This is a genomic window from Paraburkholderia phytofirmans PsJN, assembly GCF_000020125.1.
Lineage (GTDB): Bacteria > Pseudomonadota > Gammaproteobacteria > Burkholderiales > Burkholderiaceae > Paraburkholderia > Paraburkholderia phytofirmans.
In genome coordinates this window covers 3,849,203-3,869,494 of sequence record NC_010681.1, presented here as the reverse complement: position 1 = coordinate 3,869,494, position 20,292 = coordinate 3,849,203, and the positions used below count along the sequence as shown (strand labels likewise).

The following is a 20,292-nucleotide window of genomic DNA, read 5'->3' as shown; positions in this document are numbered from 1 at the left end:
GCTTAGCAAGTGATCGCGACATACACGATGAAGACCGTTATCAATTCGAACCAGGCTTCATCGCATTCGCATCCCGCCAACCGGCTCAGCCGGTCCCTTTCCTGCACCCCATCGCTTGCGCACGCGGCGGCGCAGCGTTCGTTTTAATCCGCGGATCTTCCCGCAACATTTCCAGGACCAGGAGCTTTGCACATGCAAACCACCGACAACGTGACGACCCGGTACGAGGGCTCACCGACTGGCCAGGCCTTCGGCCAGGCACAAGGCGCACAAGCGCTCGCGCCGCAAGCGACCTTCGCCGACTACAAGGTGATCCGCCGTAACGGCAGCGTCGTGTCGTTCGAACCGTCGAAAATCGCCATCGCCGTGACGAAGGCATTTCTGGCCGTGAACGGTGGTCAAGGCGCCGCCTCCGCGCGTGTGCGCGAACTGGTGGAGCAACTCACGCAGAACGTGGTGCGCGCACTCGTGCGCAGCCGCCCGAACGGCGGCACGTTCCATATCGAAGACATTCAGGATCAGGTCGAACTCGCGCTGATGCGCGGCGGCGAGCACAACGTCGCGCGTGCCTACGTGCTGTATCGCGAGAAGCGCACGCAGGCGCGCGGTCATGACGACCAGATCGTGGCGAACACGCCGGGTCTGAACGTCACGGACAACGGTGTCACGCGTCCGCTGGACATGGCTGCGCTGCGCGGCATCATCGAACTGGCTTGCTCGAATCTGGGCGACGCTGTGAGCGCCGATCCGATCATCGCGGAAACGGTCAAGAATCTGTACGACGGCGTGCCGATGAGCCAGGTCTACGACTCGGCGATTCTGGCTGCCCGCACCATGATCGAAAAGGACCCGGCGTACAGCCAGGTCACCGCGCGCATCCTGCTGCACACGATCCGCCGCGAGATCCTCAAAGAGGAAGTCACGCAAACGGAAATGGGCGAGCGTTACGCCGAATACTTCCCGCAGTTCATCAAGCGCGGCGTGCAAGCCGAGCTGCTCGACGACAAGCTGCTGCAGTTCGACCTGAAGCGCCTCGGTGCCGCACTCGACAACAACCGCGATCTGCAATTCGGCTACCTCGGTCTGCAGACGCTGTACGACCGCTACTTCCTGCATCACGACGGCGTGCGCATCGAAATGCCGCAGGCATTCTTTATGCGTGTCGCGATGGGCCTGTCGCTGAACGAGATCGACCGTGAAGCACGTGCGATCGAGTTTTATAACGTGCTGTCGAGCTTCGACTTCATGTCGTCCACGCCGACGCTGTTCAACTCGGGCACGCGCCGCTCGCAACTGTCGTCGTGCTATTTGACGACGGTGGACGACGACCTCGACGGCATCTATGAAGCGCTGAAGGAAAACGCGCTGCTGTCGAAGTTCGCCGGCGGTCTGGGCAACGACTGGACGCGCGTGCGTGCTTTGGGCTCCCACATCAAGGGCACTAATGGCAAGTCGCAAGGCGTCGTGCCGTTCCTGAAGGTCGTCAACGACACGGCGGTCGCTGTGAACCAGGGCGGCAAGCGCAAGGGCGCGGTGTGCGCGTACCTGGAATCGTGGCACCTCGACATCGAAGAATTCCTCGAGCTGCGTAAGAACACCGGCGACGACCGTCGTCGCACGCACGACATGAACACGGCGAACTGGATTCCCGACCTGTTCATGAAGCGCGTGATGGAAGGCGGCGACTGGACGCTGTTCTCGCCGTCCACCTGCCCGGATCTGCACGACCTGTTCGGCGCCGATTTCGAAAAGGCTTACACGGCTTACGAAGACAAGGTCGCGCGCGGCGAGATCAAGCTGTTCAAGAAGATCCCGGCGGCGCAACTGTGGCGCAAGATGCTGGGCATGCTGTTCGAAACCGGCCACCCGTGGATCACGTTCAAGGATCCGTGCAATGTGCGTTCGCCGCAACAGCACGTCGGCGTCGTCCACTCGTCGAACCTCTGCACGGAAATCACGTTGAACACCAGCGACGCGGAAATCGCCGTCTGCAATCTGGGCTCGGTGAACCTCGTCGCTCACCTGAAGGAACAGGCCGACGGCACGCTCGTGCTCGACCACGACAAGCTCAAGCGCACGGTCAGCGTCGCTATGCGCATGCTCGACAACGTGATCGACATCAACTACTACGCGGTCGCCAAGGCGCGTAACTCGAACCTGAAGCACCGTCCGGTCGGCATGGGCATCATGGGCTTCCAGGACTGCCTGCATCTGCTGCGCACGCCGTACGCGTCAGAAGAAGCGGTCAAGTTCGCCGACACGTCCATGGAAGCGGTTTGCTACTACGCTTACTACGCGTCGACGGAACTGGCGCAGGAACGCGGCCGCTACTCCAGCTACCGCGGTTCGCTGTGGGATCGCGGCATCCTGCCGCAAGACTCGGTGAAGCTGCTTGCCGACGCGCGCGGCGGTTACGTCGAAGTCGATTCGAGCGAGTCGATGGACTGGACCGAACTGCGTTCGCGCATCGCCACCTACGGCATGCGCAACTCGAACTGCGTCGCGATCGCGCCGACGGCGACGATCTCGAACATCATCGGCGTGTCGGCTTGCATCGAACCGACCTTCCAGAACCTGTATGTGAAGTCGAATCTGTCGGGCGAATTCACGGTGGTCAACGACTACCTGGTGCGCGACCTGAAGGCACGCGGCCTGTGGGACGAAGTGATGGTCGCCGACCTGAAGTACTTCGACGGCACGCTCTCGCGCATCGACCGCATTCCGGCCGACCTGCGCGCGATCTACGCGACCGCGTTCGAAGTCGATCCGAAGTGGCTGGTCGAAGCGGCTTCGCGTCGTCAGAAGTGGATCGACCAGGCGCAGTCGCTGAACATTTACATGGGCGGCGCGTCGGGTAAGAAGCTCGACGAGATCTACAAGCTCGCATGGGTGCGCGGCTTGAAGACCACGTACTACCTCCGCACGATGGCGGCGACCCACGTCGAGAAATCGACGGTGGCGCACGGCGCGCTGAACGCGGTGAGCTCGGGTGGCGGCGAAGGTTCGGGCGGTGCTGCGGGTGGCGCGGCCGGTGGCTTTGGTGCGAACAACGGCGCGGCTGGTGGTGCCGCAGGTGGCTTTCAGGCTGCAGCGGCCACGCCAGCAGTCGCGGTTGAAGCAGCGCCGGAAGCGGATGGTCCGGTGTGCATGATGCGTCCGGGCGACCCTGGCTTCGACGAGTGCGAAGCTTGCCAATAAGAAGCACGCAGGTAGCAGGATCGCTGCTTGCTGACTGCTTGTAGGTAATGACCCGCATGCAGCGAGCAGCGAAGCTGAAGGAAGTGAAGCAGAAGTGAAGTCGATGAGCGGCGCGGCGAGTGAAATTCGAAGCGCTGTTCATCGCAACGCAGCGAAGCGACGCGACGTAGTGAAGCAGAGCAGGTCACTGACTTCGTGACGCGGTCATCGTGACGCGGTCAATCAGCAGTCAGCAGTCGGCAGCACCAGACGAAGCGCGCGACACAGTGCGCTCAGCAAACGCTTCGATCGATGGGTCGATCAACGCAGCCGGCCCGATGCATCGCTCGACATGGCATTGAACTTCACCTCGCCGGCACTGACGAACAGACAAGCGCGAGGCAAATGCGAAGCAAGCGCGGACCACCGCGACGAGCAACGCGAGTGAGCAGTCAGCAGTCGCACGACGCTACAAGCACGCTCCGCAATACAGATAGATAGAGCAGCGAAACGTCGCATCGACACGTTGCTCTCGAGCTCGCGAAGCACCTCGACGACACGCGTTCAACACGCTTCACATGAGGTGATGCACACACTCCGTTGAACAAAGTGTTGTATGAACGTAGCAACGCGAATCGAAAACAGGATTTTTCATCAGCGAACTCTTTTATCGCTCGTGAAAAGATGGTACAAACCGTTCTAAATTGATGGTGACATTTATGCTCAACTGGGATGACGAGATCACTGCCGTAACTCCCTCGAGCGCTACGCAACAGAATGTGTTGCGCAACGCTGCGGGATCGGCTGTCGGTTCGCAAGTCGGAACGCGTTCCGCTCCTCATGCTCCCTCGGCTCAAGACGTCTTCGCGAACGACATGGCTGTCGCTCCCGTCGCTCATGTGACCCACGCTGCTGCCGAAACGGCTGCCGTTTCGGAAGCGCGAGTCAACGTCGCCGACAAGCGCATCATCAACGGCCAGACCGACGTCAATCAGTTGGTGCCGTTCAAATACAAGTGGGCTTGGGAAAAGTATCTGGCTGGTTGTGCCAACCACTGGATGCCGCAAGAAGTGAACATGTCGCGCGACATCGCCCTCTGGAAAGACCCGAACGGTCTGACCGAAGACGAGCGCCGCATCGTCAAGCGCAACCTGGGCTTCTTCGTGACGGCCGATTCCCTCGCCGCCAACAATATCGTGCTGGGCACCTACCGCCACATCACGGCGCCCGAATGCCGGCAGTTCCTGCTGCGCCAGGCGTTCGAAGAGGCGATCCACACGCACGCCTACCAGTACATCGTCGAGTCCCTGGGTCTCGACGAAGGCGAAATCTTCAACGCGTATCACGAGGTTTCCTCGATCCGCGCGAAAGACGAATTCCTGATTCCGTACATCCACGTGCTGACCGATCCGGCCTTCAAGACCGGCACGCTCGAGGCAGACCAGACGCTGCTGCGCTCGCTGATCGTGTTCGCCTGTGTGATGGAAGGGCTGTTCTTCTACGTCGGCTTTACGCAAATCCTGGCGCTGGGTCGCCAGAACAAGATGACCGGCGCGGCGGAACAGTACCAGTACATCCTGCGCGACGAGTCGATGCACTGCAACTTCGGCATCGACCTGATCAACCAGATCAAACTCGAAAACCCGCAACTCTGGACGGCTGAGTTCCGCGCGGAAATCCGCGAGATCTTCCAGCAAGCGGTCGAACTTGAATATCGTTACGCAGAAGACACGATGCCGCGCGGGGTGCTCGGCCTCAACGCGTCGATGTTCAAGAGCTATCTGCGCTTCATCTGCAACCGCCGTTGCCAGCAGATCGGTCTCGATCCGCTGTACCCGAACGAGGAAAACCCGTTCCCGTGGATGAGCGAGATGATCGACCTGAAGAAGGAACGCAACTTCTTCGAGACGCGAGTGATCGAATATCAAACTGGCGGCGCGCTGACCTGGGAGTGATCCGGGTTCGTACCGCAGATGCATTCATCGATGGGGATGCCGTCGGCTTGGGCCGCGGCAATTTTGGCTAGGAGCAGAATCGCCTGATGCAAAGCATGCCCGGTGCGCCGCGTGCCTTCGCGGCCCACAACTATGACAGGCACTTTGCGAACCCTTCAGTGGGATGGGCAAACTTCCCCCCGGAAAAAGCCGCTGGCGTCGTTGCCGGCGGCTCGATCAAGCAATTGCCGGCGTTGAGCTTTCACGCCGAACAGATCTGGCGCGCGGTGCCTTTTGGCACGGCGCGCCTTACCGCATTCATTAGCGTAAGCGCGCAGCACCTGCGTACGCCGATGAATAGCCCGCTTCGTAGCGCGCGCCCTGAGAAGCGTCCGCGGGAAGCGGGTTTTGACGAAGGGTGTAGTTTGAACTGACTCTCATCTGAAAACCTGAAGGAGAAAATGATGGCAACTGCAAAAAAAGCCGCCGCTAAGAAACCCGCAGCCAAGAAGGTCGCAGCAAAGAAGGCTGCTCCGGCTAAGAAAGCTGCTCCGGCAAAGAAAGTCGCTGCCAAGAAAGTCGCAGTGAAGAAGGTTGCAGCGAAGAAGGCAGCACCGGCCAAGAAGGTTGCAGCGAAGAAAGCTGCTCCGGCCAAAAAGGCTGCTGCCAAGAAAGTCGCAGTGAAGAAGGTTGCGGCTAAGAAGGCTGCACCGGCTAAGAAAGCCGCTGTGAAGAAGGTTGCAGCAAAGAAGGCAGCACCGGCCAAGAAGGCTGCAGCGAAGAAGGCTGCACCGGCTAAGAAGGCTGCTGCCAAGAAGGCTGCGCCTGCGAAAAAGGCTGCTGCTAAAAAGGCTGCGCCCGCGAAAAAGGCTGCCGCTAAAAAGGCTGCGCCTGCCAAGAAGGCTGCCGCGAAGAAAGCCGCTGCTCCTGCGAAGAAGGCTGCCCCTGCGAAGAAGGCTGTCGCCAAGAAGGCGGCTCCCGCACCCGCAGCGACTTCTGTCTCGAGCGCACCGGCGGCGACGGTGAAGACCGCGCTGAACCCGGCAGCGGCATGGCCGTTCCCGACGGGCAGCCGTCCGTAAGCTGGACGACAAGCGGTAGAAGTACTTCGACACGTCGCATGATGTGTCCGGTGATCGAGTAGCGCTTGAGTAGCGTGGTGAGCGCTACTCGGTCAGTCCCGTTGCCGGTTTCCGGTGACGGGATTTTTTTTGCCCTGAGAAACCACCCGGCGAGAAACGTACGGGCGAAAAAAAACGCATGCACAGGGGAGGGCATGCGTGTGAGGTCGTCGCGGCGGCAGACAGCCTCGCCGCGCGAGAGGGGAAACTTAGTGCGTGACGCGCGTGACGCCGCCGCTGGAAAGCAATCGCACACGCTCGCCGGCGCGGAAGATCTCGCCGGTGGCGCTTTGCGTGATGGCGCGCATGTCGCCGTTATCGAGTCGGACGGTGATCTCGAGACCGTCGTGCACCGCGACGCCGTTCTCAACCGCGTTGCCGGCCACCGCACCCGCCAGACCGCCGATGATGCCCGTGACGATCGCGCCGGTGCCGCCGCCGATTCTGCTGCCGGCCACCGCACCCAGGGCGCCGCCACCGATCGCGCCGAGGCCGCTCGGCTGGCCGTTGTTCGAACTGATCTTCACGGCGCGCACGCTATCCACCGTGCCCATGCGAACCGTTTCTTCGCGCTGTGCTTGCGATGCCGTGTAGACGTCCGCAGAACTGCTGTTGTACGCGCACCCTGCCATGGCCAGCGAACCGGCAATCAAGGCGGCCACGACCAGGCGACTCGTTGTTCTCATTCCCTAAACTCCCGTAGCTCTCGGTATTACGGCAGGTCGTATCCGAACGCCTGCTTGAACCGCTCGTTGATCTCGGCCCGGCTGGGCGCGTAATTTTGCGGGCCCTGATGTTCGATCTTGAGCGCGCCCATCAGGCTCGCGAGACGCCCGGTGGTGGCCCAGCCAAGCTTGTTCTCGATGCCGTACAGCAAGCCGCCGCGGAACGCGTCGCCGCAACCTGTCGGGTCGAGCACTTGCTGCGCCTTGACCGCCGGAATCTCTTCGATGCCGCCCGCGTGATGGATCTGCGCGCCATGCTCGCCGAGCGTGACGATCAGCGCCTCGACCTTGCCGGCGATCTCTTCGATCGACCAGCCCGTCTTGTTGCTCACCAGTTTGGCTTCGTAATCATTGACCGCTACATAAGTGGCGAGTTCAATCATGCGCTGCAGCGAATCGCTGTCGAACAGCGGCAAGCCCTGACCCACGTCAAAGATGTACGGGATGCCCGCGGCCGCGAGATGCTCGGCGTGCTGGATCATGCCGTCGTAGCCATCCGGCCCGACGATGCCGAGCGTGATGCCTTTGGCCTCGTCCGCGCGATTCAGATGCGACTGCATCATCGCGCCGGGGTGGAACGCGGTGATCTGATTGTTTTCCAGGTCGGTGGTGATCATCGCCTGCGCCGTGTACGTGTCCGGCACCACCAGCACGCTCTCCGTCGACAGCCCGAGTTGCTCGAAGCGGTCCATATAGAGCTGCGCGTCGACCGAGCCGAGCGTGCCCATGATGCGCGCGTCGCCGCCCAGCAGATGCAGCGAGTAGGCGATGTTGCCCGCGCAGCCGCCGAACTCGCGGCGCATGGTCGGCACGAGAAAGCTCACGTTCAGGATGTGGACCTGCGCCGGCAGGATGTGCTCCCGGAACCGGCCTTCGAAGGTCATGATGTTGTCGTAGGCGAGCGAGCCGCAAATCAGCGTAGCCAAGGCGAGCGTTCCTGTAAAAACGATAAAGAGAATGGGCGCGACGATGTGACAGCGCCGCGCATGAAGCGCGGCGCCGGGTTCGTGCGCGAAGGTGTTACTTCAGCGCGGCGAGGGCTGCGTCGTAGTTCGGTTCGTCCTTGATTTCGCCGACCAGTTCAGCGTGAACGACCTTGTCGTTCTCGTCGATCACCACCACGGCCCGGGCCGTCAGGCCGGTCAGCGGGCCGCTCGTCACGTCGACGCCGTAGGCTTGCGCGAACTCATGGCCGCGGAACGTGGACGCCGTGACGACGTTCTCGATGCCTTCGGTCGTGCAGAAGCGCGAGGCGGCGAACGGCAGGTCGCCCGACACGACGATCACGACCGTGTTGGTCAGCTTGGCGGCGGCTTCGTTGAACTTGCGGGTGGAGGTGGCGCAGGTCGGCGTGTCGAGGCTCGGAACAATGTTCAGCACTTTGCGCTTGCCGGCGAAATCGGCGAGCGACACCGGCTTCAGATCCTTGCCGACCAGCGAGAAAGCGGGAGCCGTCTGGCCCACCGACGGAAACGTGCCGGCTACTTCGATCGGGTTACCACCCAGCGTAACTTGACTCATGTTGTCGTGCTCCGAAAATTCGTCAGGATTGACGGTGAACGCGCCCAGTCAGTGCCAGGCGCGCGGGAAAGCGTTACGGATAAAAAATCTGTACGCGGAAATTGGAAGCGACCGCATTGCCCGTGTCGAGATGCACGATCATGGTCTGGGTCGTATGCGCGGGCAGGCCGGCCGCGATCTGCGTGCCGGGCGGAACGTAGTCTTGCGGCCACAGCACGCGGCGCACCGCGACGTTGTTCTGGTCGTCGAGCAGCGTGAGTTCGATGGCCGGATAGGCGAGCGCGATATTGAAGCGATTGCGCAGCGGCATCTTCAGTTCGAGCTTGTGCGGACCGTCGATCTGCCGCAGATCGGACGGTTCGACCTGCAAGCCGTCGATGTCGTGCGGCGGCGTGACCTGGCAGCCGAGCGTCAGGCAGGCTTTCGCATAGAGCGTCTGCGAGCGCGGGAAATACACCATCACCGTTTCGCGCTGCCACCAGGCGAGCTGCGCAAGCAGCGCGATGATCAACAGCGCCGCCACCACCGAGCCGGCGATGATCCAGCCCATGCGCCGCGGTTCGGCCGGGCGAGTTTCGCGCACCACGGGGAAAGGATCGGGGCCGTCGTTGACGGGCTGCACGGAAAAGGGTTCGCCGCTGGCGGAGATTGGGCCGGCGGCAGCGGGGCTGGCAGGGGCAAAGGGCGTCGCGGCTGCGCCTGAAGCCGCGCCAGTTGCGCCCGCTGCACGTGGGTTGGCGGAGCCTACGCCAGGCGCACCTGCACCTGCACCTGCACCTGCACCTGCACCGGCCGCGCCTAAGCCGGCCGCACCCAAGCCGGCCGCACCCAAGCCGGCCGCACCCAAGCCGGCCGCGCCGAAACGCGGCTCATTTTCAGGAATGCCATACAAGGTAGCCGGCTCGTCCAGAACCGGCTCTTCGAGCGGTTCGCTTGGCACCGCGTCGGGAGCCCGCTCAGTCTTGTGCCAGACACGCGGCGCTTCGGTATCTTCCTCGGGCGGGTCCAGGTGATATGCGAACGGGTCGAGCGGCGCATCCGCGAGCAGTGGTTCATCGTCGGGAGGAAGCGCTGCGTTGGGTGCGCCGGGCGGCAACTCAGGCTCCGCGGCATGGTGCGGCGTGACGGCGACGCCCGCGCCGGTCGAGACCGGCGAGAGCGGCACATTGCCGGCGTTGTGGCGCAGACGGTTGTCGATGGCGGCGTCGGGCGCGGCCGCCCACGGGTCCCAGGCTTCGGCGCTGAAGTCGGGGCCTTTCGGCCGCACGCCCGAGAGCGCTTCTATCGCCGCAGCCGCGGCGACCGGTTTCGCGGTGGAAAAATCACCGCCTTCGCTGATGTCGAACAGGCTGCTCGATGCATCGAATACTTCATGGCAATGTCCGCAGCGCACGAGGCCGCGGCGCAGCGCAAGCTGTTCCGTTTGCAGACGAAAGACGGTTTCGCAGAAGGGGCAACGCGTCGCCAGGAGCATATTGAGCCGGTGAGCCGGAAGGCCGTTGGTTGGACAATACGCCTTATTCTAATGGCTTTCGCGACGCGTTCCCGACAGGCACACCCAACCTTCGTGTTCGCGCCATACGCTGATGTCGATCCACCGTGAGTAGACCTGCGCGACCTCGTCCGCTTGCCGCGCCAGAATGCCGGATAGCGCGATCTTGCCGCCCGGCTTGACCTTCGACGTGAGCATCGAGGCCATCAGTTTGAGCGGGTTGGAGAGAATATTAGCGACCACGATATCGAACTCGCCGGTGGGGCATTCGTCGGGCAGGCCGTAGATGACTTCCGCGCGGTTGCGCTCGCTATTGTGACGCGCCGACTCGACCGCTTGCGGATCGATGTCGATGCCGTACACGGGATTCGCGCCGCACTTTTTCGCGAGGATCGCGAGGATGCCGGAGCCGCAGCCGTAGTCGAGCACGGACTGCTCGGGCTGCACCGACTGCTCCAGCCATTCCATGCAAAGCCGCGTAGTGGGATGGCTGCCGGTGCCGAAGGCGAGCCCAGGATCCAGCTCCAGCACCAGTGCTTCGGGGTCCGGCGCATCGTGCCATGACGGCACGACCCAGATGCGTTCGCCGATCTTGATCGGATCGAACTGCGACTGCGTGAGCCGCACCCAATCCTGATCTTCGACTTCACGCACGGTGAACGACGGGGCCGCCGGCAGGCCGATTTCATTGGCCGCGGCGGTGAGCAACACAGCCGGCTCGTGCTCCGGCGCGAGCAGCGCGATCACGCGCGAACGCTGCCACGCCGTGCGATCCGGCGTGAGACCGGGCTCGCCGAACAGCGGCTGTTCGTCGGGCGTGTCGGCGTCCGCATCTTCGACCGACACGGACAACGCACCCAACTCGAGCAGCGCGTCGGAGAATTCCTCCGCGTGCTCGCGTGCCAGCTCGGCGATCAGTTCCCGGTAGCTCATGAGTTACGCTTCTTCCGGCGCGGCCTGCAGCTTCGCGGCCAACCGGTTTTCGAGGTAATGAATGCTGGTGCCGCCTTCGACGAATTTCGCGTCCAGCATCAGTTCGCGGTGCAGCGGGATGTTGGTCTGAATGCCTTCCACCACCATCTCCGACAACGCGATGCGCATGCGCTTGATCGCCTGTTCGCGCGTTGCGCCGTAAGCGATCAGCTTGCCGATCATCGAATCATAGTTCGGCGGCACGAAATAGCCATTGTAGGCATGCGAGTCGACGCGGATGCCGGGGCCGCCCGGCATATGCCACGACGTCAAACGTCCCGGCGACGGAATGAACTTGAACGGATCTTCCGCATTGATCCGGCATTCGATCGCGTGACCCTTGAACACGATGTCGCGCTGACGGAAGGCGAGCTTCTCGCCGGCCGCGATGCGGATCTGTTCCTGCACGATGTCGACGCCCGTGATCAGCTCCGTGACCGGATGCTCGACTTGCACGCGCGTGTTCATTTCGATGAAGTAGAACTCGCCGTTTTCGTACAGGAATTCGAACGTACCCGCGCCGAGATAGCCCATCTTCTTGCAGGCGTCCGCGCAACGATCGCCGATGCGGTCGATCAGGCGGCGCGCGATACCCGGCGCCGGCGCTTCTTCGATCACTTTCTGGTGACGGCGCTGCATCGAGCAGTCACGTTCGCCCAGCCAGACGGCGTTCTTGAACGAATCGGCCAGCACCTGAATTTCGATGTGCCGCGGGTTCTCCAGGAATTTCTCCATGTAGACCTGCGGGTTGCCGAAGGCACGGCCGGCTTCTTCGCGCGTCATGTTGACCGCGTTGACGAGCGCCGCTTCCGTGTGGACCACGCGCATGCCGCGGCCACCGCCGCCGCCGGCGGCCTTGATGATGACCGGATAGCCGACCTGGCGGGCAATTTTCACAATCTCTTTCGGATCTTCCGGCAACGCGCCTTCCGAACCCGGCACGCAAGGCACGCCGGTTTTGATCATGGTCTGCTTGGCCGTGACCTTGTCACCCATCATCCGGATCGTTTCCGGGCGCGGGCCGATGAAGGTAAAGCCGGACTGTTCGACACGTTCGGCGAAGTCGGCGTTTTCCGAGAGGAAGCCGTAGCCGGGGTGGATCGCTTCGGCGTCGGTGACTTCCGCCGCGCTGATCAGCGCGGGCATGTTCAGATAGCTCAGGTTCGAAGGCGCCGGGCCGATACAGACGGCCTCGTCGGCGAGCTTCACGTACTTGGCTTCCTTGTCGGCTTCGGAATAAACGACGACCGTCTTGACGCCGAGTTCGCGGCAGGCGCGCTGGATACGAAGCGCGATCTCGCCACGATTGGCAATGAGGATTTTTTCAAACATAGCGGTTTTTCGACTCATCAATGGGCGCCGGGTTGCTCACAACGCCGGCTGCCTCAGAGGATCGGTCGCGCGCCCGGGGAAAACGGGCGCGCGGGCGGCATGCGCACAATAAAGCGCAGAGCGTGCCGCGTCAGCCGACCACGAACAGCGGTTGGCCGTACTCGACCGCCTGACCGTTTTCGACGAGGATTTCCTTCACCACGCCGGACTTGTCCGACTCGATTTCGTTGAGCAGCTTCATCGCTTCGATGATGCAGATCGTCTGGCCTTCCTTGACCGTGTCGCCCACCTGGACGAACGGATCGGCGCCCGGGGACGGCGCGCGGTAGAAGGTGCCGACCATGGGCGAGGTCACCACATGGCCTTGCGGCGCGGCGGCGGCCGGCGTGGCCGGTGCGGCTGCCGCCGCGGCCGGCGCTTCGCCACCGATTGCCGGTGCCGGCTGCGCGTATTGCGGCGCATACGAGGCGGACGGCTGCACGTAAACAGGCGGCGCATTCTTGACGATGCGGACCTTGCCTTCGCCTTCGGTCACTTCGAGTTCGGAAATACCGGACTCCGAGACGAGGTCGATCAGAGTTTTCAGTTTACGTAAGTCCATCAGGCAGCCCCTTTAATGCGAAAGTGCCGGCGCGTGCGCAGCCGGCGCAAATTAGACGTGTTTGGAATCAGCCGCGCGACGAGCCGGCGGAAAGCCGGTCGAGCGCGAATTCGAGCGCGTACAGATATCCCTTCCAGCCGAGGCCGCAAATCACGCCCTCAGCCTGGTCGGAGAAATACGAGTGATGCCGGAACGGTTCGCGACGATGCACGTTCGACAGATGAATCTCGACGAACGGGATGCCGACCCCCGCCAGTGCGTCCCGAATGGCCACGCTGGTGTGCGTGTACGCGGCGGGATTGATCAGAATGAAATCGGTTTGTTCAGTCCGCGCGGATTGAATGCGGTCCACCAGAGCGCCTTCGTGATTGCTCTGGAACGACGCGAGTTCGACGCCTGCGTCCGCTGCGCGGTCCGCCAGCGCTTGATCGATCTGCGGTAAGGTCACGCGACCGTAGACCTCGGGTTCCCGGGTGCCGAGAAGGTTGAGGTTGGGGCCGTGCAGTACCAGCAGTCGCGTCATGGTCGCTTCTTTTTCCGTGGAATTGGGCGCACTTTAGCGCTGATTAGAGAAACTTGTCTAGTTTCGCGCACGTACGGATCGATGCGGGCGGCACTTTGCGGCCGCGCCGGGCGCCCATCTTCTCTCAAATCCGCGGAATTTGCGCGCAATTTCACGCCTTCCGCGGGTAATCGAGCGTCAAAAGAATGTGAAATTTAAAGCGTGTCGAGCGTCTGTTTCAGCGCCTGCGGGTCGATTTGTCCTAATTTTGTCGAGCGAATGTTGCCTTTTGCGTCGATTACGACGGTAAACGGCAGCCCGCCCGCAGTATTGCCGAACGCGCGCGCGAGGTCGGCGCCGCCGAAGCCGGCGATATAGATCGGGTACGCCACTTTCACTTTCTGCAGGAACGCCTGGACGTTTTTCTCGGAATCGACGCCAAGTCCGACGAACTGGATGCCTTTTTTCGCGTAATCGCGCTGAAGCTGCGACAGAGCCGGCATTTCCTCGACGCAAGGCCCGCACCACGAGGCCCAGAAGTTGACGACGATTGGGTGCCCTTTGAGCACACTTAGCGTTTGTGGCTTGCCGTCCACCGTCGTGACAGGGGCGGTCCAGAGTTGCCCGACTGCGCTTTGAGAAGAGGTTGGCTGGGCGGCGTGCGCGACTTCCTCCACGCCGCCATTCAGCCAGTGGTTGGCCAGTACCCCGCCGCCCGCGGCGACGATGGCGACACACGCGCCCGCCAGAATCCGTCTCGTATTCATCTTGGTCAGTCTAGTTGGTTGTAGGAGCGACGTCGCTGCCGTCGAGCAGCGTCTGCACGGCCTGCAGATTCGCGCGCGCCGTGCGGCCGCGCGCGTCGGCGCGTACCGCGCCGCGCAGGTCGTCCGTTTCGTAAAGCGCCACGTGCAGGCCGACCGGCTCCGCCTCGCGCCCTTCATTCGTGGGGCGCCACAGGAAGCTGAGCGTCTCGACATAACCGCGGCCGGCAAAGTGCCGCGTTTCCGAGACGTCGTACTGAATGTCGGCGTTCAGAAAATAGATCGCGACTTCCTTCGGGTTGTCGCAGAACACCTGAAGGTGAATATCCGAGTGCTCGCCGGCGGTGCCGCCCAACACCGCGCCGGTCAAATAAGGGTTGAACGGCGCAAGCCGTTCCATCCAGTCGACCGCGACGCAGCGCAGCCGCCGCAGCAGCGCGGGCTGGCTGTCGCCCTGGAACAGCGACTGATACTCGCGGATTTCTTCCTCGATCTGGTCGTTATCCGGCAGCCATTCGCCGGCAACACGGCTCTCGCCGACCACTTGGCGGGCGGCTTTGCGCTTCGCCGTGGCGTAGTCCAGACCGTCTTCGGCGATCATGCGGGCAGCCGCGATGGCGATTTCCTCGCGCACGCGCTGCGGATCGAAGTGTGATTTGCGAACCATCCCTCGATGATACTAGAGATTGACGACGGCCTTTCCTGGCGGGTCGCGCAGCGCGCCGGGCGCGGCGGCGCGGGCGAGCGCGCATAGGGCGATCGAAAGGCGTCGGTTACAATAGCGTCCTTTGCAGACGGTCGTTTCGGCCGCTCTTCTGCGCTCCCATCCCTCTCAGGAAAACGCCGGGCCGCGCCCGCTTTTCTTGCCCCCTCGGGGGACTGGCGCGAAGCGCCGGATTAGTAGGGGCCCTTCCAAGAAAAACGCCCGCGCGGCACGACAGGCTTATGCACATCCACATTCTCGGTATCTGCGGCACGTTCATGGGCGGTCTCGCGGTCCTCGCGCGCGGCGCGGGCCACACCGTGACGGGTTGCGACGCCGGCGTCTATCCGCCCATGAGCACGCAGCTCGAGGCGCAAGGCATTGGCCTGATTGAAGGCTACGACGCGGACCAGTTGAACGGCCTGAACGCGGACCTGTTCGTGATCGGCAATGTGGTCTCGCGCGGCAACCCGCTGATGGAAGCCATTCTCGACCGCGGCCTGCCGTACACCTCCGGCCCGCAATGGCTCGGCGAGCATGTGCTGAACGGCAAATGGGTGCTGGCGGTGGCTGGCACGCACGGCAAGACGACGACCAGTTCGATGCTGACGTGGCTGCTCGAAGACGCCGGCCTCAATCCGGGTTTTCTGATCGGCGGCGTGCCGCTGAATTTCGGCGTGTCCGCGCGGCTGACCGATTCCAGCTTCTTCGTGATCGAAGCCGACGAGTACGACACGGCCTTCTTCGACAAGCGCTCCAAGTTCGTCCACTACCGGCCCAAGACCGCGGTGCTGAACAACCTCGAATTCGATCACGCAGACATCTTCCCGGATCTGGGCGCGATCGAAACGCAGTTCCATCACCTGATCCGGACCGTGCCGGGCATCGGCCGAGTGGTCACGAACGGTCGTGAAGACGCGCTCGAGCGCGTGCTGACGCGCGGCTGCTGGAGCGAAGTGGAGCGCTTCGGCGTGCAGGGCGGCTGGCAAACCCTGCCGGCGGAAGACGGCGTGCCGGTCGACGAGCGTTTCGCCGTCTATCACAACAGTGCGCGCGTCGGCGTGGTCGAATGGCAGGTGCAAGGCGAGCACAACCGCATGAACGCGCTGGCCGCAATCGCCGCCGCGCGCCATGTCGGCGTGCCGCCGGCGCAGGCCGCCCGGTCGCTGGCGAGCTTTCGCAACGTCAAGCGCCGCATGGAAGTGCGCGGCAGCGTCGACGGCGTGACCGTGTACGACGACTTCGCGCATCACCCAACCGCCATCGACACGACCGTAGCCGGGTTGCGCGCCCGCGTCGGCCGCCACAACACGCGGATTCTCGCCGTGCTGGAACCGCGCTCGAACACCATGAAGCTCGGCGTGATGAAAGCGCAATTGCCGGCCAGTCTCGCCGACGCCGATCTCGTATTCGGCTACGGCGCGCCGAGCGGCCGCGACGCGCTCGGCTGGAATCTCGGCGAGGCGCTCGCGCCGCTCGGCGGCAAGGCGCAGGCTTTCGACAATCTCGACGCGCTCGTCAAAGCGGTGGTCCACGCAGCGCGCCCAGGCGACCAGATTCTGGTGATGAGCAACGGCGGCTTCGGCGGCGTGCATCAGAGACTGCTCGACGCCCTTTCCGCGCGAGGCGCTTCGTGATCCTTTATCTGCACGGTTTCCGCTCGTCGCCCAATTCATTCAAGGCGCGCGTGCTGGCGGCGCGGCTCGTCGAACTCGGCCGCAGCGACGAATGGTGCTGCCCAATGTTGCCGGTTTCGCCGTTCGAGACCGTGGCGCTCGCCGAATCGCTGGTGGCCGCGGCCCGGCCGAAAAACGTCACGCTGATCGGCAGTTCACTCGGCGGCTATTTCGCCACGCATCTGGCTGAAAAGCACGGCTGGCCGGCAGTGCTGCTGAACCCGGCGGTCGTGCCGCAGCGCGATCTGAGCGCCTATCTCGGCGAGCAGCCGTTGTGGCATGGCGGCGGCAGCATCGTCGTCGAGCCGCATCATCTGGATGAGTTGCGCGCGCTCGGCGTCGCCGAGATCACGCGGCCCGAACGCTACTATTTGATGGCCGCCACCGGCGACGAGGTGCTCGACTACCGCGAAATGCTTGCGCACTATCCCGGCGCACGGACTACGCTGATCGAAGGGAGCGACCACGCGATCAGCGAGTTTGCGCAATACGTCGACGACGTGCTGGCCTTTTGCGACGCGGAAGACGTCGAGCCGCCGGCGCCGCGCGAAGCCGCTTGAAGCCGCTTGATGTCGCGATAAGTCACGTCACGCCGGGCGTTCCGGCAGCGCGGCAGTTGCCGCGCATCATGAGTCATGCCGCAGGCGCGCGCGTACCGCGCCGCGGATCCACTACCACGAACACGTTGCCGTGCCGCGCACGCAATGACCGATCGCTGAACCAGATCGGGCGCGCCGGCAGATGCAAGTCAGAACGAGAGTATTGAGTGAACGTTTTCTTCGAGGAATCGGGCAGTTTCAAGGCCGGCAGCGTGCTGTCGCGCCAGGGCGATGCTTTTCAGGTCGAGCTGCCGGGCGGCCGGCGCGCCAAGGTGCGCGCGAAAGACGTGCTGATCGAATTCGAAAAGCCGAGCGCGGCCGAACTGATGCAACAGGCCGACGCCGCCGCGCAGGAGATCGATCTGGACTTCCTGTGGGAGTGCGCGCCTGACGACGAATTTCCGTTCGCGACCCTCGGCGCCGAATATTTCGGCGAAAGCTTCGGGTCGATCGAGCGCGCCGCGCTGGTGTTGCGCATGCATGGCTCGCCGGTGTACTTCCGCCGCAAGGGCCGCGGCATGTATCAGCGCGCGCCGCAGGAACAACTGAAGATGGCGCTCGCCGGCCTCGAGCGCAAACGCCAGCAGGCGCTGGTGCAGGCAGGATACGAAGACGAGCTGAAAGCCGGCCGTCTGCCGGAAGCTTTCACCGGCAGCAAGGCGCTGGGGCTGTTGACCAAGCCGGACAAGAACACGATCGAGTACAAGGCGCTCGAAGCCGCGGCGGCGGCGCGCGGTATTTCGCAAGCGCGTCTGATGCTGGAAAACGGTGCCATTCCGTCGGCGCGTGCGCTGCACGAAGCGAAATTCCTCTCCGAGTTTTTCCCGCACGGCACGGGCTTTCCGCCTGTCACCGTCGGCAGCTTGCCGGAGGATCTGCCCGAAGCGAACGTGCAGGCGTTTTCGATCGACGACATCACCACGACTGAAATCGACGATGCTTTCTCCGTCGAGCATCTGGCCGATGGCCGCGTGCGGATCGGCGTGCACATCGCCGCGCCGGCGCTCGGCATTCAGCGGGGCGACGAGGTCGATGCGATCGCGCGCACGCGTCTGTCGACCGTGTATATGCCGGGCGACAAAATCACCATGCTGCCCGACAGCGTTGTCGAAGCGTTCACGCTGGCCGAAGGCGGCTTGCGTCCGGCGCTCTCGCTGTATGTGATCGTCAATCGCGAGACGCAGGAGATCGTTGCGAGCGAAACGCGCGCCGAGCGCGTGTTCGTGAAGAACAACCTGCGCCACAACACACTCGACGAGTTGGTCACCGAAGAGGCGCTCGCCGCCGGCAGCGGCGACTATCCGCACAAGGACGATATCGCCGTGCTGTGGCCGTTCGCGCAGGCGCTGTTCGAAAAGCGCCAGGCCGCGCGCGCCGGCTACGGTTTGCGTCGCGAAGTGCAGCGCAACACCGACTTCAACTTCTACGTGGAAGGCGAGCACATCACGATCACGCCGCGCCGTCGTGGGTCGCCGCTCGATACGATCGTCGCCGAACTGGCGATTCTCGCGAACTCATCGTGGGGCGCGTTCCTGCATGACCACGGCGTGCCGGGCATTTACCGCACGCAACGCGCATTCGGCGCGCCAACCGGCCCGAAGCGCACGCGCATGCAGACCAACGCCGCGCCGCACGAAGGCCTCGGCGTCACGCAATACGCGTGGAGCACATCGCCGCTGCGCCGTTACGTCGACCTGGTGAACCAGTGGCAGTTGATTGCCTGCGTGCAGCATGGCGTGACCGCGAAACTGGCTGCGCCGTTCAAGCCCAAAGACGCCGATCTGTTCGCCGTCGTGCAGGGTTTCGACGATACGTACACCGCGTATGCCGATCATCAGCGTCGCATGGAATATTTCTGGTGCCTGCGCTGGCTGAAGCAGGAGAACAGGAAGCAGGTCGTGGCGTCGGTGGTGAAGGGCGATCTGGTGCGTCTTGAAGAGATTCCGCTGCTTCTGCATGTGCCGGGCCTCGGCGTGCACGCGCGCGGCACGCGTTTGCAGATGGAAGTGATGTCGATCGATGAGTTGACCGTCGAAGCGTCCGTGCGTCTGCTGCACGTGCTCGACGCGCCGACGGTGACGAGCGGCAGCGAGGCTGAAGAAGCGGACGAGGGCGAAGAGGAGATCATCGACGCCGCGGACGAGAGCGCCGAAGGCGAAGCCGAGGCGCAGGCCAAAGCCGAACTCGACGGCAACGACGCGGCTGCCGTGAAGGACGACGCCGAAAGCAGCGAGGGTGCGGACGGTGCCGCTACGCATCAGCACATTGCGGAGCCGGGACGATGAGCACCCAGGATTCACGCGATCGCTACGCGGTCATCGGCAACCCGGTCGGCCACAGCAAGTCGCCGTTCATTCATGGGCGCTTCGCCGCGCAGACCGGCGAGGCCGTCGAGTACGGCCACCTGCTCGCGCCGGTTGATGCGTTCGTGCCGCACGTGCGGGCCTTTATCGATGCAGGCGGGCGCGGGCTGAACGTGACCGTGCCGTTCAAGCTCGACGCGCATGCCTTTGCAGACACGTTGTCGCCGCGCGCGGCGGCGGCGGGCGCGGTGAATACGTTGCGCTTCGACGCGAACGGTATCTACGGCGACAACACGGACGGCTTCGGTCTCGTGCGTGACATCGAGGTGAATCTCGGTGTGTCCTTGAAGGGCGCGCGCATTCTGTTGCTGGGCGCGGGCGGCGCCGCGCGCGGCGTGGTGCTGCCGATGCTGGACCGCGCGCCGCATACGTTGACCATCGTCAATCGCACGGCGGAAAAGGCCGAGGCGCTGGTGGCTCAATTCGCGCAAGCCGCGCGTGACGCCGCGTGCCAATTGAGCGGCGGCAGTGCGCGGGCGATCGAGGCGGGCACGTACGACGTGATCGTCAACGCGACGGCGGGCAGTCTGGACGCGTCGCTGCCCGAGTGCGACGACCGCGCGTTCGGCAACGGCACGCTTGCCTACGACATGATGTACGGCGCGCATCCGACCGTCTTCATGGAACACGCGCGGAAGCTGGGCGCGCGTGGCGCCGATGGGCTCGGCATGTTGGTCGAGCAGGCCGCTGAATCGTTTTACGTGTGGCGCGGTGTGCGGCCTGACGGCGCGCCGGTGCTGGCCGAATTGCGCGCGCTGTTGACGGCGCCGTCGCACGCTTAAGGCGACGTTTATCTTGCAGCGACCTTTG

18 protein-coding genes are annotated in these 20,292 nt (G+C 63.5%); 8 read left to right on the top strand and 10 right to left on the bottom strand.

Going from position 1 to position 20,292, the window contains the following annotated elements:
* Positions 1-192 precede the first annotated feature (192 nt).
* From BPHYT_RS17060 to BPHYT_RS17045, 4 genes are all read left to right on the top strand, one after another.
* On the top strand, positions 193-3,198 hold the full coding sequence (locus tag BPHYT_RS17060; RefSeq protein ID WP_012434389.1) for a ribonucleoside-diphosphate reductase subunit alpha: 3,006 nt from the start codon (positions 193-195) through the stop codon (positions 3,196-3,198).
* A 698-nt stretch (positions 3,199-3,896) separates the two neighbouring features.
* Positions 3,897-5,132: a ribonucleotide-diphosphate reductase subunit beta gene (locus BPHYT_RS17055; RefSeq protein WP_041759041.1), complete on the top strand. Its 1,236-nt coding sequence runs from the start codon at positions 3,897-3,899 to the stop codon at positions 5,130-5,132.
* Positions 5,133-5,218: 86 nt separating this feature from the next.
* Positions 5,219-5,545, top strand: a complete 327-nt coding sequence (locus tag BPHYT_RS17050) for a hypothetical protein (RefSeq protein ID WP_012434387.1) — start codon at positions 5,219-5,221, stop codon at positions 5,543-5,545.
* 30 nt (positions 5,546-5,575) lie between these two features.
* A complete protein-coding gene (locus BPHYT_RS17045; RefSeq protein ID WP_012434386.1) occupies positions 5,576-6,193 on the top strand; it encodes a histone H1-like DNA-binding protein in 618 nt (205 codons plus the stop codon).
* A gap of 248 nt (positions 6,194-6,441) precedes the next feature.
* Here BPHYT_RS17045 and BPHYT_RS17040 read toward each other — a convergent pair whose 3' ends face one another.
* The 10 genes from BPHYT_RS17040 to BPHYT_RS16995 all read right to left on the bottom strand — a co-directional run bounded on the left by BPHYT_RS17040 (position 6,442) and on the right by BPHYT_RS16995 (position 14,808).
* A complete protein-coding gene (locus BPHYT_RS17040; RefSeq protein ID WP_012434385.1) occupies positions 6,442-6,918 on the bottom strand; it encodes an outer membrane lipoprotein in 477 nt (158 codons plus the stop codon).
* A gap of 26 nt (positions 6,919-6,944) precedes the next feature.
* Positions 6,945-7,883 (bottom strand): carbohydrate kinase family protein, encoded by a 939-nt coding sequence (locus BPHYT_RS17035; RefSeq protein ID WP_012434384.1) that lies wholly within the window; start codon positions 7,881-7,883, stop codon positions 6,945-6,947.
* A gap of 94 nt (positions 7,884-7,977) precedes the next feature.
* Positions 7,978-8,478 carry a thiol peroxidase gene (tpx, locus tag BPHYT_RS17030; RefSeq protein WP_012434383.1) on the bottom strand — a complete coding sequence of 167 codons (501 nt, stop codon included), beginning with the start codon at positions 8,476-8,478 and terminating at the stop codon, positions 7,978-7,980.
* Positions 8,479-8,551: 73 nt separating this feature from the next.
* Entirely contained in the window at positions 8,552-9,952 is a 1,401-nt protein-coding gene (locus BPHYT_RS17025) for a zinc-ribbon and DUF3426 domain-containing protein (protein WP_012434382.1), read from the bottom strand.
* Positions 9,953-10,000: 48 nt separating this feature from the next.
* Positions 10,001-10,903: a 50S ribosomal protein L11 methyltransferase gene (gene prmA / locus BPHYT_RS17020; protein WP_012434381.1), complete on the bottom strand. Its 903-nt coding sequence runs from the start codon at positions 10,901-10,903 to the stop codon at positions 10,001-10,003.
* A gap of 3 nt (positions 10,904-10,906) precedes the next feature.
* Positions 10,907-12,274 (bottom strand): acetyl-CoA carboxylase biotin carboxylase subunit, encoded by a 1,368-nt coding sequence (gene accC / locus BPHYT_RS17015; protein WP_012434380.1) that lies wholly within the window; start codon positions 12,272-12,274, stop codon positions 10,907-10,909.
* A gap of 130 nt (positions 12,275-12,404) precedes the next feature.
* A complete protein-coding gene (gene accB, locus BPHYT_RS17010; protein WP_012434379.1) occupies positions 12,405-12,875 on the bottom strand; it encodes an acetyl-CoA carboxylase biotin carboxyl carrier protein in 471 nt (156 codons plus the stop codon).
* Between the two features lie 67 nt (positions 12,876-12,942).
* Entirely contained in the window at positions 12,943-13,398 is a 456-nt protein-coding gene (gene aroQ / locus BPHYT_RS17005; protein WP_012434378.1) for a type II 3-dehydroquinate dehydratase, read from the bottom strand.
* 194 nt (positions 13,399-13,592) lie between these two features.
* Positions 13,593-14,144, bottom strand: a complete 552-nt coding sequence (locus tag BPHYT_RS17000) for a TlpA family protein disulfide reductase (RefSeq protein ID WP_012434377.1) — start codon at positions 14,142-14,144, stop codon at positions 13,593-13,595.
* A 10-nt stretch (positions 14,145-14,154) separates the two neighbouring features.
* Positions 14,155-14,808 (bottom strand): hypothetical protein, encoded by a 654-nt coding sequence (locus BPHYT_RS16995; protein ID WP_012434376.1) that lies wholly within the window; start codon positions 14,806-14,808, stop codon positions 14,155-14,157.
* A gap of 278 nt (positions 14,809-15,086) precedes the next feature.
* Here BPHYT_RS16995 and mpl point away from each other — a divergent pair, with 278 nt between their 5' ends.
* The 4 genes from mpl (at position 15,087) to aroE (ending at position 20,264) form a co-directional block, all read left to right on the top strand.
* A complete protein-coding gene (gene mpl, locus BPHYT_RS16990; protein WP_012434375.1) occupies positions 15,087-16,481 on the top strand; it encodes a UDP-N-acetylmuramate:L-alanyl-gamma-D-glutamyl-meso-diaminopimelate ligase in 1,395 nt (464 codons plus the stop codon).
* Positions 16,478-17,080: a YqiA/YcfP family alpha/beta fold hydrolase gene (locus BPHYT_RS16985; protein WP_012434374.1), complete on the top strand. Its 603-nt coding sequence runs from the start codon at positions 16,478-16,480 to the stop codon at positions 17,078-17,080. The genes mpl and BPHYT_RS16985 overlap by 4 nt, the downstream gene beginning before the upstream one ends.
* A 206-nt stretch (positions 17,081-17,286) precedes the next feature.
* The gene (locus tag BPHYT_RS16980) at positions 17,287-19,404 is read left to right on the top strand and encodes a ribonuclease catalytic domain-containing protein (protein WP_012434373.1); all 2,118 of its coding nucleotides are present in this window, start codon (positions 17,287-17,289) and stop codon (positions 19,402-19,404) included.
* On the top strand, positions 19,401-20,264 hold the full coding sequence (gene aroE, locus BPHYT_RS16975) for a shikimate dehydrogenase (protein WP_012434372.1): 864 nt from the start codon (positions 19,401-19,403) through the stop codon (positions 20,262-20,264). The genes BPHYT_RS16980 and aroE overlap by 4 nt, the downstream gene beginning before the upstream one ends.
* Positions 20,265-20,292 lie beyond the last annotated feature (28 nt).

Excerpts from the sequence above, each read along its gene's own strand:
- BPHYT_RS17045 (WP_012434386.1), top strand. The coding sequence starts at position 5,576 with ATGGCAACTGCAAAAAAAGCCGCCGCTAAGAAACCCGCAGCCAAGAAG.
- tpx (WP_012434383.1), bottom strand. The coding sequence starts at position 8,478 with ATGAGTCAAGTTACGCTGGGTGGTAACCCGATCGAAGTAGCCGGCACG.
- BPHYT_RS17050 (WP_012434387.1), top strand. The coding sequence starts at position 5,219 with ATGCAAAGCATGCCCGGTGCGCCGCGTGCCTTCGCGGCCCACAACTAT.
- BPHYT_RS17055 (WP_041759041.1), top strand. The coding sequence starts at position 3,897 with ATGCTCAACTGGGATGACGAGATCACTGCCGTAACTCCCTCGAGCGCT.
- BPHYT_RS16995 (WP_012434376.1), bottom strand. The coding sequence starts at position 14,808 with ATGGTTCGCAAATCACACTTCGATCCGCAGCGCGTGCGCGAGGAAATC.
- accB (WP_012434379.1), bottom strand. The coding sequence starts at position 12,875 with ATGGACTTACGTAAACTGAAAACTCTGATCGACCTCGTCTCGGAGTCC.
- prmA (WP_012434381.1), bottom strand. The coding sequence starts at position 10,903 with ATGAGCTACCGGGAACTGATCGCCGAGCTGGCACGCGAGCACGCGGAG.
- accC (WP_012434380.1), bottom strand. The coding sequence starts at position 12,274 with ATGTTTGAAAAAATCCTCATTGCCAATCGTGGCGAGATCGCGCTTCGT.
- mpl (WP_012434375.1), top strand. The coding sequence starts at position 15,087 with ATGCACATCCACATTCTCGGTATCTGCGGCACGTTCATGGGCGGTCTC.
- aroQ (WP_012434378.1), bottom strand. The coding sequence starts at position 13,398 with ATGACGCGACTGCTGGTACTGCACGGCCCCAACCTCAACCTTCTCGGC.
- BPHYT_RS17025 (WP_012434382.1), bottom strand. The coding sequence starts at position 9,952 with ATGCTCCTGGCGACGCGTTGCCCCTTCTGCGAAACCGTCTTTCGTCTG.
- BPHYT_RS17000 (WP_012434377.1), bottom strand. The coding sequence starts at position 14,144 with ATGAATACGAGACGGATTCTGGCGGGCGCGTGTGTCGCCATCGTCGCC.
- BPHYT_RS17060 (WP_012434389.1), top strand. The coding sequence starts at position 193 with ATGCAAACCACCGACAACGTGACGACCCGGTACGAGGGCTCACCGACT.
- BPHYT_RS17040 (WP_012434385.1), bottom strand. The coding sequence starts at position 6,918 with ATGAGAACAACGAGTCGCCTGGTCGTGGCCGCCTTGATTGCCGGTTCG.
- aroE (WP_012434372.1), top strand. The coding sequence starts at position 19,401 with ATGAGCACCCAGGATTCACGCGATCGCTACGCGGTCATCGGCAACCCG.